A 12,845-nucleotide genomic window follows, 5' to 3' on the forward strand; every position below is an offset into this window, starting at 1 on the left:
GTATGCTCGAATGACAGCCCCTGATGGGGTAGAAGACAGTGAGGATTTCACCATGAGCACAACCACCTACGGCGTTGACGGCATGACCTGCGCACACTGCGTCGCGAGCGTGACCGAAGAGATCGGGCTCATCCCCGGCGCTGAAAACGTCTCAGTTGACCTCGTCAACGGCGGTACCTCGCGGGTCACCGTCACGAGCGCAGTTGCGCTCGACCGTTCACTCGTTGCCGCCGCCGTCGAAGAGGCGGGCTACCAGCTGGTCGCCGCGGCCTGATGACTGCCACCGACCTCGGCCAACGGGTTGACCTTCTCGTTGGGGGAATGACCTGTACCTCGTGCGCGGCTCGCATCGAGAAGAAACTCAACCGGATGCCCGGGGTCGAGGCATCGGTCAACTACGCCACCGAAAAGGCGAGCGTTTTCGTGCCGGCCGGCACGAGCGTGGACGACGCCATTAAAACCATTGAAGCCACCGGGTACACCGCCGTGCGGCCGCTCGCTGCGGCCGAGGAGAATGCGCCGGATGCTGCCGGTCTGGAGGTGTCGGCCCTGCGCCAGCGCCTGCTGGTCTCGGCCGCGCTCACCGTGCCGGTGGCTGCGCTCTCGATGATTCCCGTGCTGCAGTTCACAAACTGGCAGTGGCTTGCCCTGACGCTGGCGGCCCCGGTCGCCATCTGGGGCGCGTGGCCGTTCCATCGCGCCGCTTGGGTGAACGCTCGCCACGGCGCTGCCACCATGGACACCCTGGTCAGCGTCGGAGTGCTGGCCGCCCTCGGCTGGTCGCTCTACGCGTTGTTCTTCGGCATGGCCGGAATGCCCGGCATGACCATGAGTTTCACCTTCTCGGCCACGCCGGGAAGTGGCGCCGACGAGATTTATCTCGAGGTGGCATCCGCTGTCACGGTGTTTATCCTGGCCGGGCGCTACGCGGAGGCGCGGGCTAAGCGCAACTCCGGCGCGGCCCTGAAGGCGCTGCTCGAACTGGGCGCGAAGGAGACCACGCTCTGGCGGGGTGGCGTCGAAAGCCGCATCAGTACCGCGCTGCTCGTGGTCGGTGATCAGTTTGTCGTGCGGCCGGGGGAGAAAATCGCGACCGACGGGGTGATCGTTGACGGTTCGAGCGCTATCGATGCGAGCCTGCTCACCGGTGAATCGGTACCCATCGAGGTCGGCCCGGGCGACGCTGTCGTCGGGGCAACGCTGAACTCCGGTGGGCGCCTCATCGTTGAAGCCACCAGGGTCGGCGCCGACACCGAGCTCGCCCATATTGGCCGGTTGGTGGAGCAGGCGCAGACCGGCAAGGCCGAGGTGCAGCGCCTCGCCGACCGGGTGTCTGCCATATTCGTGCCGATTGTCATCGGGCTCGCCCTGGCCACGTTGGCCGGGTGGCTGCTGGTCGGCGCCGGTGCAACGATGGCGTTCACGGCGGCCGTGGCGACACTTATTATTGCCTGCCCGTGCGCGCTCGGGCTGGCCACGCCGACCGCTCTACTGGTGGGAACCGGGCGCGGAGCGCAACTGGGCATTCTGATTAAGGGGCCGCAGGTTCTGGAATCCACGCGCCGCGTTGACACGATTGTGCTCGACAAGACCGGCACCGTCACCACCGGGCGCATGACGTTGTCGACGGTTATGCCACACGAGTGTGGTTCTGTCGATGAGCTGCTGGCTCTGGCGGGGGCGGCGGAAAGCGGGTCGGAGCATCCGATCGCCCGCGCCATTACGGCTGGCGCTGTGTCGCGGCTGGGTTCCGTGCCCGCTTCGTCGGCGTTTGCGTCCGAGCAGGGGCTGGGGGTGCAGGCCACGGTCGACGGCCGCCTTGTGCTGGTTGGACGGCAGTCCTGGCTGATCGAACGCTGGCGGTTGGACGTGCCGATTGAGATGCAGGCCGTGATGGGCACCGCAGAGGGACTCGGCCAGACCGCCGTCATGGTGGCCTGGGACGGCGCGGTGCGCGGCGTTCTGACCGTGGCCGACACGGTGAAACCGACGAGTGTTCTCGCGGTCGAGCGTTTTCGAGCGCTCGGGCTGACGCCCATGCTCCTGACCGGCGACAATGCTGCCGCGGCGCAGAGCGTCGCTTCCTCGGTCGGCATCACCGATGTGACCGCCGGGGTGCTGCCCGCCGACAAGGCGCGGGTGATCGCTGATTTGCAGGCGCAGGGCCACGTGGTCGCGATGGTCGGTGACGGAGTGAACGATGCCGTCGCACTCGCCACCGCGGATCTCGGCATTGCGATGGGGTCTGGCACCGACGTGGCCATCGAGGCGAGTGACCTCACCCTGATGCGCAGCGATTTGCTCGCCGCAGCGGATGCCATCCGCTTGTCTCGGCGCACCCTCACGACCATCAAGGCGAACCTGTTCTGGGCCTTCGCCTACAACGTCGCGGCGATTCCGCTCGCCATGGCCGGGCTGCTCAACCCCCTGATCGCGGGTGCGGCGATGGCCCTGTCGTCGGTCTTCGTGGTGACGAACAGCCTGCGGCTGCGTGGCTTCCGGGCGCTGCCCGGCTCCTAGGTCTCCTCCGGACGGGGCCCGGGCCCCGTCCCGGGGCCCAGTTTATAAACTGGGCCCGCGTTCATAAGGTGGGCCCGGGCGCGCGGATGCCGCAGCGCGTGCATGCAGGCTTACACGTTGATACCCTATGGGGTATACTTGACCCGGAGGCAAACGTGAAAATTATTATTGTGGGCGGAGTCGCTGGTGGAATGTCGGCGGCAACGAGGTTGCGTCGGCTCGACGAGAACGCCGAGATTATCGTGTTCGAGCGCGGGCACTACGTGTCATTCGCGAACTGCGGGCTGCCGTATTTCGTGGGGGGAATCATCCGTTCTCGTGCTGATCTGCTGTTGCAGACCCCGGAGTCCCTCGCGGCCCGCTTCGCGCTCGACGTGCGCATCGACACCGAGGTCTTAACGATCGATCGCCACGCCCACACCGTGTCGGTGCGCAACCTGCTCACCGGCATAGAAAACACCGAGAGCTACGACCGGCTCGTGCTCGCCGCCGGTGCCTCGGCCCGGTCCGCGTCGGCTCAGGACAGCATCATCCCCACCCACACGCTGCGCACGGTCGATGACGTCGACCACATCACGACGGTACTGGCGCAGGCCGACGCGGCATCCGCTGTGGTGATCGGCGGCGGATTCATCGGCCTTGAAGCCGTAGAAAACCTCGTGCTCCGCGGCGTGCAGGTCACCCTCGTGCAGCGCGGGCCGCAGATCTTCACCCCGCTCGACCCCGAAATGGCCGCGCCCGTGCTCGATCGGCTGCGCGAACGCGGCGTCGATGTGCGATTGAACACCACGGTGACCAGGGCTTCTGGGCAGAGCGTCATGCTCAGTGACGGAACCACAGTGCCCGCCGACCTCGTGATCGACGCGAGCGGCGTGCGGCCCGACGTGACCCTGGCTGAGCAGGCCGGCCTTCTCATCGGCGAAAGCGGCGGCATCTGGGTCGACGGCACCCAGGCCACGAGCGACCCGCTCATCTTCGCGGTTGGCGACGGCGTCGAGAAAACGGATGCCGTCAGCGGCTCCGGCACGCTGGTCACCATGGCCGGACTCGCCAACCGGCACGGACGCTCCGTCGCCGACAGTATCGCAGGCATCCCCGAGCAGGCCGCCCCGGCCCTCGGAGCCGGAATCGTCGGCATCTTCGGCCTCACCGTGGCCACGGTCGGCTGGAACGAGAAGCGTCTCGTCGCAGCCGCGCGCGCCCACCGCATCGCGCACACGCACCCGGCCAACCATGCGGGGTATTTCCCCGGCGCGGAGGGTATGTCCATCAAGCTGCTCATCGACGCTTCGACCGATGCCATTCTCGGCGCCCAGATCGTGGGCGGTGAGGGAGTGGACAAGCGCATCGATGTGATTGCGGTGGCGATGGCGGCCGGGCTGAGCGCATCCGCTTTGACGCGTCTCGAACTCGCCTATGCGCCGCAGTATGCCTCGGCGAAAGACCCGATCAACCAGCTCGGCTATGTGGCTGCGAACCTAGCCCAGGCCACCAGCGCGACCCTGCAGTGGCACGAGCTGGCGGCGGCCCGCGCGGCTGGCGCCGTGCTCGTTGACGTGCGTTCGGCCGCCGAATTTGCCGCCGGCAGCATTCCCGGCGCACTCAATCTGTCGCTCGAGGACCTGCGCGAACGCCTCGATGACCTGCCGAAGGTGCCGCTGATCGTGCACTGCCAGGTCGGCCAGCGCGGCCACACCGCCGCCCGCATTCTCACCCAGCACGGATTCGACGTGCGCAACCTCGACGGCGGCTACCGAACCTGGCTCGCCGGAACGATCACCTCACCCATATTGGAAAGAGCACTCGCATGAAAGAAATCACCGTCACCGAACTGTCCGCGCTCACCGCGCCCGTCATCATCGACGTGCGCGAACCCGGAGAGTACGAAGCCGTCCACGTTCCCGGCGTGATCCACATTCCGATGGGCGAGGTCGTCGAGCGAATCGGCGAGATTCCAGCGGATGTTCCGGTGCACGTCATCTGCGCCCTCGGCGGACGCAGCGCGCAGGTGACCGAGTATCTCGCGGCCCACGGCCACGACGCCGTGAACATTGCCGGTGGCACAACGGCGTGGCAGCAAGCAGGGCTGGCGACCGAGCAGGGCGCCTGAGATGGCTCCTGACGATACCCGTGCCGCCGAGCAGAAGAAGATTCTGAACCGGTTGCGCCGGGCGCAGGGGCAGCTGACCGCGGTGATTGCCGCGGTCGAGGGCGGCGGTAACTGTCGCGATGTCGTCACCCAGCTCGCTGCCGTGTCGAGTGCGCTCGACAAGGCTGGCTTCGTCATTGTCTCGACCGCGATGCGCGACTGCATCGAGAATCCCGACGACGAGAACTCGCTCACGGTGCCCGAGCTCGAGAAGTTGTTCCTGACGCTCGCGTAGTTGCCGGCACTCCTGCGCCGGGCCCACCTTATCGCCCGGGGCCCCGTCTATAAACTGGGCCCACGGACGGGGCCCGGGCCCCGTCCGTTAGGGGAGTCAGGCGATCGGGGTCACTCCGAGTGTGGCCAGCATGTCGGTGACGTTAGAACGGATTTGGTCGCGGATGCGGCGTACCTCGTCGATCGGCTGGTCGGCCGGGTCGACAAGCTCCCAGTCCACGTAGCGCTTACCGGGGTAGATCGGGCAGGCGTCGCCGCAGCCCATGGTGATCACGACGTCCGCGGCCTGTACGACGTCGTCGGTGAGGGGCTTCGGGAACGACTCCTCCATCGACAGGCCGACCTCGGCCATGACCGCAACCATGGTCGGGTTCAGCTCAGAAGACGGCATTGACCCGGCCGAGCGCACGTGCACGGCGCCACCGGATAGAGCGTTGGTGAACACCGCGGCCATCTGCGACCGACCAGCGTTCTGCTCGCAGATGAACAGAACCTCGGGCACCGGGCGTTCAAAGGCTCCCTTGGCCTGGGCCAGTGCGGTGAGACGCTCGCGGGCAAAATGTGCGGTGCGAGTCGTCAGGTGCGCCTTCACGCTCGACGTGCGCAGCAGCCCGGTATAGGACTCGAGCACGTAGCGCCCGACGGTCTCGGCGGCAAAAATTCCGTGAAACCGCTCCGCGAGATCACCAGAGAGGCGTCTGAGCGACTCTTCGGGGTAGCTGAGGCCGGGCAGCATTCTCAGGCCTCGACCGGCAGAATCTCGGCGAGGAGCGCCTCGATGCGGGCCTTGATCTCGTCGCGAATCGGGCGCACGCTCTCGATGCCCTGGCCTGCCGGGTCATCCAGCAGCCAATCCTCGTAGCGCTTGCCGGGAAAGATCGGGCAGGCGTCGCCGCAACCCATCGTGATCACGACGTCGGACTGCTTGACCGCCTCGGTCGTGAGAATCTTTGGCACGTTGTCGGCGATGTCGATGCCGACCTCGGCCATGGCCGCGATCGCGACGGGGTTGATCTGGTCCTTGGGTTCTGAACCGGCCGAGAGAACATCGACCCGGCCCTGGGACAGTGCGGTCAGAAAGCCGGCGGCCATCTGCGAGCGTCCGGCGTTGTGCACGCAGACAAACAGTACGGAGGGTTTCATTGCACGTTTCCTTCAGTTAAACGAGGGTATGAGTGGATGCGGATGCCGGCGCGCTGGCCGCCGGCATCCGTTCGATAGAGGGGAACAGGCGTGGCTTCAGCCAGAGCGCGACGTAGACCAGGGCGACGAGGGCTGGCACCTCGATCAACGGGCCGACGATGCCGGCCAGGGCCTGGCCGCTGAGGGCGCCGAAGGTTCCGATCGCGACGGCGATGGCGAGCTCAAAGTTGTTGCCGGCGGCAGTAAAGGCAAGCGTCGTGGTGCGCTCGTAGGTCATGCGGAGCAGGCGTCCGGTGAGAAAACCGACCAGGAACATCACCGCGAAATAGACGAGCATCGGCAGCGCGATGCGCGCGACATCGCCGGGGTGCTCGATGACCTGCTGGCCTTGCAGGGCGAACAGCATCACGATCGTGAACAGTAATCCCCAGAGCGCGAACGGGCCGACCCGGGGCAAGAATTTGGCCTCATACCAGTCACGGCCGCGCCGATCCTCGCCGATACGGCGGGAGAGGTAACCGGCGAGCAACGGGATGCCGAGGAACACCAGCACGCTCGCGGTGATCGCCCAGATCGAGAATTCGGCGCTTTCGCGCGGCAGGCCGAGCCAGCCGGGAAGCACCTGCAGGTAGAACCAGCCGAGCGCGCCGAACGCGACGACCTGGAACACCGAGTTCACGGCCACGAGAAAGGCTGCGGCTTCGCGGTCACCGCAGGCGAGGTCGTTCCAGATCAGCACCATGGCGATGCAGCGCGCGAGGCCGACGATGATCAGCCCAGTGCGGTATTCCGGCAGGTCGGGCAGAAAAATCCAGGCCAGGGCGAACATCAGCGCGGGTCCGACCAGCCAGTTCAACAGCAGGGAGGAGACCAGCAGGCGCTTGTCGCCGGCGACGGCACGGGCATCCGTGTAACGCACCTTGGCGAGCACCGGGTACATCATGACGAGCAGGCCGATGGCGATCGGCACGCTGATCGATCCGATCGTGAAGGCGTGCAGCACGTCGCCGACGGCGGGAACGTAGACGGCCAGCAGCAGGCCAAGGCCCATGGCGGCAACAATCCAGACTGGCAATAGCCGGTCGATCGCGCCGAGGCGGGTGGGGGCGGGCGCCGTAATGCTCACGAATCTCCAAGTCTTGACGACAGCGATTCGCGGTAACATTGATCGTTGTCAATGTCTACGCTAGAACAATGCATCGATCAAAGTCAATCTAAGGGGAGTGTGTTCACGTGCCGTTTACCCGGACTCTCCCGCTTGTAGGCATCAGCACGAGCGACATTAACAAAGCGGATGCCTGCTGCTCCCCACTCACTCACGAGGCCATCGCGCCCGACCAGGCTGACGCCCTGGCCCGATCGCTCAAAGCGCTGGCCGACCCGGCCCGGCTGCGCATCATCTCGATTGTGGCAGCGCACGCGGATGCTGAGGCCTGCGTCTGCGACCTGACCGACCAGCTCACGCTGAGCCAGCCCACCATCTCGCACCACCTTAAGGTGCTCGTCGATGCTGGGTATCTCAGCCGAACCAAGCGTGGAACCTGGTCGTACTACAGCCTGGTACCCGGCTCACTCGACACCGTTGCCGGGGTTCTCGCCGCCGTCTGACCCCGTGCACGATCGGCCTGATTCGCAAGGACTGTACTCTGGTCTCGGCGATGGATCCCGCCGGAGCATCCGCTCACACCGCCTTCGCTGATGGTTCCTATTCTGGTTGCGACGGAATCAACGCGACAAACAGGTAGGTGCCCCATCGAACCACTCACACCGCGCGGCCTGCACCTGCGATGGCGCTACCTCGGCCTGGTCTTTCTCGGCGGCGTCGTCGGCACCGCCCTGCGGGAAGGGCTCTCGCTGGCCCTCGCGCCGCTGGACGTTCGCCTGACCACGTTGGGCATCAACCTGCTCGGCGCCCTGCTGCTCGGGTTGTTGCTCGAGGCCCTCGTGCGCCGGGGACTGGATGTAGGAGGCCGCCGTGCAGCGCGGCTGCTGCTCGGCACCGGTCTGCTCGGCGGTTTCACGACCTACAGTGCGCTCGCGACCGACAGCGCCCTGCTGTTGCAGGGCCAGGCCATCGGGCTCGCGATCGTCTACGCCCTCGGCACGGTGCTGCTCGGCGGCGTGGCCACCGGGCTCGGCATCGTGATTGGCGCGGCGCTGCACCGGCGCAGCACTTTAGGGGAAAACGGATGACCCCGCTCCTGTTTCTGGCGATCGCCGGCGCTGGCGGCGTGGGCGCGGCCGCCCGGTTCTCCCTCGACGGCCTCGTGCGCTCTCGCCTCGGCGGCGCGTTTCCCTACGGCACAACCATTGTCAACGTGAGCGGATCCCTGCTGCTCGGTCTGGTCACCGGCCTGGCCATGAATCATCTGCTCGCGCCGGAGTGGGCTCTCGTGCTCGGGGTCGGCCTACTCGGCGGCTACACGACCTTCAGTACGGCGAGCTTTGCGACGGTGCGGCTAGCCCAGGACCATCGCTATCTCGCGGCGCTGGCCACTGGCATCGGCATGCTCGTCGCATCCGTTGCCGCTGCGGCCTTCGGCCTGTGGGTGGGACTCGCGCTGGGGTAGCGCTGAGCCCAGACAGGATTGAACACTGGGCGGAATCTCGCGGGGTCGGGCGGGGCGGGGCGGGGTCGGGTGGGACGCGCGCTGCGCGGGATGTGGCGCGGCGGCATCCGTTCGGACTGGCCGGGCTGCGCGGGAGCTACGCCAGTGCGCGGGAGTTCGGATGACAGGGCGGCGCCAGCCGTGCGAGCTGCGCGGGAGCTGCGCGGGAGCTACGCCAGTGCGCGGGAGTTCGGATGACAGTGCGGTGCCAGCCGTGTGAGCTGTGCGCGAGCTGCGCGGGAGCTGCGCCAGTGCGCGGGAGTTCGGGTCTGACCGATACTCCCGCGTAGCTCGTCGCGCGGGACCTGCGCCAGTGCGTGGGAGTTGGGCCTCCGGCGCAGCGGCGCAACTCCCGCGCATCATCAGCGCGCAGCGTCACCGTGCTCCGTCACCGTGCTCCGTCACCGTGCAGCGTTAGCGAGAGGCGCGCGGCCGGATTAGCCGGCGGTCTCCTCGAAGTAGAGGTGGGCGTGCAAGCGGCACCCGGGGTTGAACTCGGCCGCGCAGTGCGGGCAGCGCTCAACCTGCCGATAGGTGGCGATACTTGTCTGATGATGGCAGGCCCCGCACAGAATCGCCGTCGACGACCAGTCAGCTTCCGGCCACCGACGGGTCGCGTGTGGGGTCGCTTCGAGCTGGACTGTCTCGTCGTGGCACTGAAAGCACGGGTAGTAGCGCAGGCAGCAGGCAAACTTGATCGCGACGATGTCCAGCTCAGAGTGAAAGTGGATGCAGCGGGTCGCCGCGTCGACGACGGCGCCGTAGACCCGTGGTGCGGCATCCGCTGTCATGGGCACCTCGCTCATGCCAGCGGATGCTACTGGCCGGCCCCGGCCGCAGTGGTCTGCGCCGTGACGAAGGCCTCGAAGGTGGCGGCGTCGGAGTTGGAACCGGTGTACTGCACGCCGTTGACCAGCACGGTCGGGGTTCCTTTGATCTGTTCAATGTCGGAGTTGGGAATAGGGCCCGTGAGCGCGCGCTGCGTCGACGCGTCGACCCAATCGGAGTAGGTCTGATCGGCAATGCAACTGGCGACCTCGGGGGAGGTCACTCCTGCCGCATCGACGAGTGCGGTCAGCTCGGTATCCGAGAGGCCCGTCGTCTGTTCGGCCGGCTGATCGGCGAACATCGCCGCGTTGAAGTCGAGAAAGTTGTTGGGATCGTAGTTGGCCACGCAGGCAGCCGCGTTTGCGGCCCGGGTGGCGTACTCGGTGCCCGACGACAGTCGGTCGAGAATCGAGATCGGGTGCACCTCGAGAGTAGCATTGCCGGCGGTGACCCAGGACGTGATTTGTTCGCCGTTGGTGCTCTCGAAGTCGCCGCAGATCGGGCACAAGTAGTCGATGTACATCACAATATTGGCCGTGTCGCCGCTCTGATCGGAGGCGGTCGCGATGGGGTCGGCATCCGCTTCGAGGGCGACCGTTGTGACTGCTGACACCGTGCTGCCGTCGCTGCCGAGCAGGATACCGTCGCTGGCCATGTTGGCCGGGCCCGGCGCGGCCGGGGCTGTGACGTTGTTCACGATGACCACGGCAACGATGGCGACCACGGCGAGCAGGCCGATGCCGATGCCCCCGCGCAGAAAGAATCGACGGCGTTTGTCCCGCTTGACCTGCTCGGCGCGCATGAGGCGCGCGGTTTCGCGGGCTTCATCGCGGCGGTTTTTCTTGGGCGGGCGAGTAGGGCCGGAAGTGCTCATGCGGGAGTTCACCGTTCGTTCGTCGGGCTGTTGCTTTCGACGTTAGCGGTCGTGTCTCACGGTGCGGTTCCGAACAGCTGTGTGGCGGCTGTGAACGGTCCCGCGCGCGCCCTGGTGGCCAGGGCGCGCGCTTTCGCCCGAGCGAATGGGCTAGAGCCTACGATCGGGTGCTGAAGGCCGCGTCGAATACGGCAGTCGGAGCGTCAAAAGCCAGCGAGCGTACGAAGGCGAGCGCCTCCGGTGCTCCAATCAGGCGATCCATTCCGGCATCCTCCCACTCCACCGAAATCGGGCCGTCGCCCCAACGGCGCGCTCAACCCGACTACACCCTGCTTGCACAGAGTGAGCTGTCTCTTTTTCGTGCTGTGCTCCACGTGTCGATTTAGCGATCGGCGATGGTGGTCTGCGCGGCGGCGTTGGCTGCGCGCAGAGGGTCTGTCATATCCGTGTAGAAATTGTCCTGGGGATCCTTGATTCCCCAGCCGCGACCCAGGTTTTCGATGTAGCCACACCAATGCCAGCCGATGATCCAAGGCTCCTGCATGATCGTTGCCAGACCGTTCGCATAGTCCTGTCCGCGCTCCTCGTGCGTTTCCATGTCGCTAGTGCGGTGTGGATTCATTGCGGTGGGCACCCAGTTGCCGATATCGGCAATCAGTACGGGCTTGCCGGTGAGCTGCTGCCAGTTGCGGAGATCGCCGATCATCGTCGCGTATTCCTCCGGGGATTTTCCAGTGAAGTACTGCACGGAAAGAACGTCAACATAGTCGGTCATCGCGCGGAGCACCACTTCGGGGATGCCCTTGTTGCCGTTATAGCGGTCGCCCAAGATCAAATGGTTGGGGTCATAGCGACGGATGGCCTCGGTGATGGTCTTGTAATACTGCTGTGCCACGTCGTACAACTTGGCGTCATGCTCTTCCGGGGACAGGCCGTCGAAGCCTGGCCAGAACCGTCCCGCCGCGTGGGGGATCCACCCGGGAATGTCGACGAGGAAGTATCCGATGAGGTTTGAGCTGTCCTTGTGATCTGAAGTCATTCGTCGCGCGAGCCAGTCCGCATACTTGGCGAAGTCTTCGCCGTACACGTCGCGGTATGCGGGGTGGCCATTCCAGTCTTCGATTTCCTGCACCCGCAGCTGCACGACATAGGGCATATCTGCCTCGAGCAAGTCGCGATCGGGCCACGGAGATGAATGGCCAAGATCGACGGGGTCACCGAACCAGTCGAGCGCCTCGCCCCACCCTCCGCTGATGTACTGACCTGTCCAACCGATGGTGTTGAAGTTCAGCGACTGCAAGTCTGCGACAACGCCCTGTTCCCATTTCTGCCGAGATCCATATCTTTTATCCCACACGTCGACATTGTGGGGATATCGCAAATCCGAGTCGTCGATATGGTTCACACCGAGGGACACGAACGGCTTTCCCGCGAGATCGATGAAGCTCCATGATCCGGTTGAGCTCTGCGCAACGGTGAAGAAGCGAGTTCCGGGGCTTTCTGGTGTGGCCATGATCTGATCTATCCTTTTGACGTGACTATCGTTTTGTGCTCAGCGATATGGCAGCGATCATGATCTCCCGAAGAAGTCCAGGTATGCAGCAGCCAGTGCCTCTGGATCTTCTTCTGCGAGTTGGTGGCCCCAGGGGAGGATGACGGCCCGCACGTCCTCTGCCACCTCACGCATCTGGCGTTCGTTGTCCTCACCGATGAAGTACTCACTCCCGACAGCGAGGACGGGCATCTTCAGTTTGGTTTTGGCAGATTCGTGGTTCTGGTCCGCGTCGTCGAGTGTCGCGCGGTAAATCTCTAACATGCTGCGGAGCCCCCCGGGCGAGGAATAACACCGTACATATTCGTCGAGCGCATCGGGCGTGATCGCCTGGGGGTTGTGTGCCTCGTGCTTGATGAAGTAATTGAAGTACTCCCTCTCCTTGCCCGTGATGAGAAACTCGGGAAAGTCCGGCACGCTGTAGAAGTTGATGTGCCACAACCAGACATAGGTGCTGACATTCTTGCGCGTTAGGAACGAGTAGTCTTCGAGGCCGAACCCGGGCAGGATCATTTCCTGGTAGACGAGCTTCTTGACGCGTTCGGGGTACTGAGCGGCAACTTGGTAGGCAGTTGATGCCCCCCAGTCCTCGCCGACAAGGTTGAACGTGTCGTATCCAAGGTGGGTAGCCAACTGCGCGATGTCCTCAGCCATGTTCTTCATGTCGAAACCGTCTTTGGGATGTTCCGAGTCACCGAGACCGCGCAGGTCTGGCGCGATGACGGTGTAGTAGGGCGTCAGAAGGGGAATTACGCGACGCCAGTGGTATGACGTCTTTGGCACGCCGTGCAGCAGAAACAGCGGCTCGCCCTGCCCGGCGACGACGTAGTGCAGCCGGACGCCGTTGACGAGGGCTCGCCCGTGTTTTGCTGGGACACCGTTGTGGTCTTGGATGATATCCATGATCAATACTCCTTCTTCTTGCATTTTTCAGTT

Annotated in this window: 15 protein-coding genes, 1 pseudogene and 1 riboswitch; of the genes and pseudogenes, 8 read left to right on the forward strand and 8 right to left on the reverse strand. The window is 65.1% G+C overall.

Annotated elements, in window-relative coordinates:
• The first annotated feature begins 52 nt into the window (after positions 1 to 52).
• The 5 genes from CXY75_RS12750 to CXY75_RS12770 all read left to right on the forward strand — a co-directional run bounded on the left by CXY75_RS12750 (position 53) and on the right by CXY75_RS12770 (position 4,904).
• A complete protein-coding gene (locus CXY75_RS12750) occupies positions 53 to 274 on the forward strand; it encodes a heavy-metal-associated domain-containing protein (protein ID WP_104083325.1) in 222 nt (73 codons plus the stop codon).
• Positions 274 to 2,520 (forward strand): cation-translocating P-type ATPase, encoded by a 2,247-nt coding sequence (locus CXY75_RS12755; RefSeq protein ID WP_104083181.1) that lies wholly within the window; start codon positions 274 to 276, stop codon positions 2,518 to 2,520. The genes CXY75_RS12750 and CXY75_RS12755 overlap by 1 nt, the downstream gene beginning before the upstream one ends.
• Positions 2,521 to 2,675: 155 nt before the next feature.
• The gene (locus CXY75_RS12760) at positions 2,676 to 4,331 is read left to right on the forward strand and encodes an FAD-dependent oxidoreductase (protein ID WP_104083182.1); all 1,656 of its coding nucleotides are present in this window, start codon (positions 2,676 to 2,678) and stop codon (positions 4,329 to 4,331) included.
• Positions 4,328 to 4,630, forward strand: a complete 303-nt coding sequence (locus CXY75_RS12765) for a rhodanese-like domain-containing protein (protein WP_104083183.1) — start codon at positions 4,328 to 4,330, stop codon at positions 4,628 to 4,630. Before CXY75_RS12760 ends, CXY75_RS12765 begins: the two co-directional genes overlap by 4 nt.
• Position 4,631: 1 nt before the next feature.
• The gene (locus CXY75_RS12770; protein ID WP_104083184.1) at positions 4,632 to 4,904 is read left to right on the forward strand and encodes a metal-sensitive transcriptional regulator; all 273 of its coding nucleotides are present in this window, start codon (positions 4,632 to 4,634) and stop codon (positions 4,902 to 4,904) included.
• A gap of 96 nt (positions 4,905 to 5,000) precedes the next feature.
• On the opposite strand, the gene CXY75_RS12775 is transcribed toward CXY75_RS12770, so the two are convergent.
• Genes CXY75_RS12775 through arsB form a run of 3 tightly spaced genes read right to left on the reverse strand, consistent with a single transcriptional unit; the run spans position 5,001 to position 7,211 of the window.
• Positions 5,001 to 5,639: an arsenate reductase ArsC gene (locus tag CXY75_RS12775; RefSeq protein ID WP_104083185.1), complete on the reverse strand. Its 639-nt coding sequence runs from the start codon at positions 5,637 to 5,639 to the stop codon at positions 5,001 to 5,003.
• Positions 5,640 to 5,641: 2 nt separating this feature from the next.
• Complete coding sequence (locus CXY75_RS12780; RefSeq protein WP_104083186.1) at positions 5,642 to 6,046, reverse strand: arsenate reductase ArsC; 405 nt, start codon at positions 6,044 to 6,046, stop codon at positions 5,642 to 5,644.
• Positions 6,047 to 6,062: 16 nt separating this feature from the next.
• Positions 6,063 to 7,211: an ACR3 family arsenite efflux transporter gene (gene arsB, locus CXY75_RS12785; RefSeq protein WP_104083187.1), complete on the reverse strand. Its 1,149-nt coding sequence runs from the start codon at positions 7,209 to 7,211 to the stop codon at positions 6,063 to 6,065.
• 68 nt (positions 7,212 to 7,279) lie between these two features.
• Here arsB and CXY75_RS12790 point away from each other — a divergent pair, with 68 nt between their 5' ends.
• From CXY75_RS12790 to crcB, 3 genes are all read left to right on the forward strand, one after another.
• Positions 7,280 to 7,654: an ArsR/SmtB family transcription factor gene (locus CXY75_RS12790; RefSeq protein WP_369826725.1), complete on the forward strand. Its 375-nt coding sequence runs from the start codon at positions 7,280 to 7,282 to the stop codon at positions 7,652 to 7,654.
• A 37-nt stretch (positions 7,655 to 7,691) separates the two neighbouring features.
• Positions 7,692 to 7,761, forward strand: a riboswitch (Fluoride riboswitch).
• Positions 7,745 to 8,239 (forward strand): CrcB family protein, encoded by a 495-nt coding sequence (locus CXY75_RS12795; protein ID WP_233201887.1) that lies wholly within the window; start codon positions 7,745 to 7,747, stop codon positions 8,237 to 8,239. Its footprint overlaps the riboswitch before it by 17 nt.
• On the forward strand, positions 8,236 to 8,616 hold the full coding sequence (crcB, locus tag CXY75_RS12800; protein WP_104083188.1) for a fluoride efflux transporter CrcB: 381 nt from the start codon (positions 8,236 to 8,238) through the stop codon (positions 8,614 to 8,616). Before CXY75_RS12795 ends, crcB begins: the two co-directional genes overlap by 4 nt.
• A 476-nt stretch (positions 8,617 to 9,092) precedes the next feature.
• Here crcB and CXY75_RS12805 read toward each other — a convergent pair whose 3' ends face one another.
• The 5 genes and pseudogenes from CXY75_RS12805 to CXY75_RS12825 form a co-directional block, all read right to left on the reverse strand.
• Positions 9,093 to 9,461 (reverse strand): CHY zinc finger protein, encoded by a 369-nt coding sequence (locus CXY75_RS12805; RefSeq protein ID WP_233201888.1) that lies wholly within the window; start codon positions 9,459 to 9,461, stop codon positions 9,093 to 9,095.
• Between the two features lie 11 nt (positions 9,462 to 9,472).
• Positions 9,473 to 10,357 carry a thioredoxin domain-containing protein gene (locus tag CXY75_RS12810; RefSeq protein ID WP_104083190.1) on the reverse strand — a complete coding sequence of 295 codons (885 nt, stop codon included), beginning with the start codon at positions 10,355 to 10,357 and terminating at the stop codon, positions 9,473 to 9,475.
• A 157-nt stretch (positions 10,358 to 10,514) separates the two neighbouring features.
• A pseudogene (locus tag CXY75_RS12815) lies at positions 10,515 to 10,655 on the reverse strand (sugar phosphate isomerase/epimerase); the annotation flags it as partial.
• 84 nt (positions 10,656 to 10,739) lie between these two features.
• Positions 10,740 to 11,762, reverse strand: coding sequence for an agarase (locus CXY75_RS12820; protein WP_233201889.1), 1,023 nt, complete (start codon positions 11,760 to 11,762; stop codon positions 10,740 to 10,742).
• A 165-nt stretch (positions 11,763 to 11,927) separates the two neighbouring features.
• Positions 11,928 to 12,812, reverse strand: coding sequence for an alpha/beta fold hydrolase (locus CXY75_RS12825; RefSeq protein ID WP_104083192.1), 885 nt, complete (start codon positions 12,810 to 12,812; stop codon positions 11,928 to 11,930).
• Positions 12,813 to 12,845: the final 33 nt, after the last annotated feature.

It is taken from the genome of Cryobacterium sp. Y11 (assembly GCF_002929535.1).
GTDB lineage: Bacteria > Actinomycetota > Actinomycetes > Actinomycetales > Microbacteriaceae > Cryobacterium.